This window comes from Poseidonibacter lekithochrous (genome assembly GCF_018861145.1).
GTDB lineage: Bacteria > Campylobacterota > Campylobacteria > Campylobacterales > Arcobacteraceae > Poseidonibacter > Poseidonibacter lekithochrous_A.
This window is the reverse complement of the sequence record NZ_JAHKQT010000007.1, coordinates 100,278-100,552: the sequence shown is the minus strand read 5'-3', so window position 1 is coordinate 100,552 and position 275 is coordinate 100,278. Positions and strand designations below refer to the sequence as shown.

Annotated in this window: 1 protein-coding gene; it reads right to left on the bottom strand. The window is 40.4% G+C overall.

Annotation, left to right across the window (positions count from 1 at the left end):
- Positions 1–74: 74 nt before the first annotated feature.
- The coding region (locus KO488_RS03710; protein WP_216057447.1) for a hypothetical protein at positions 75–275 on the bottom strand (201 nt) is incomplete at its 5' end.

Here is a 275-nt window from a genome sequence, read left to right as displayed (position 1 = left end):
GGAGAGTTAGCCTTTTTTTGAACTACGCACAGATGTACCAGAAACAGTAGTAAATAAAAAAGTTGTTAAAGTAGCTACTGATTTAGAATCTCAAAGATTAGCGTATGAACAAGCTTATCAAATTGAAGCTCAAAGACTTGCTGACTTAGAAGCTCAAAGATTAGCCCAAGAACAAGCGGCGGCTGCTGAAGCTCAAAGATTAGCTGAGGAACAAGCTCAAAGATTAGCCCAAGAACAAGCTGCTGCTGCTGAAGCTCAAAGACTTGCTGACTTAG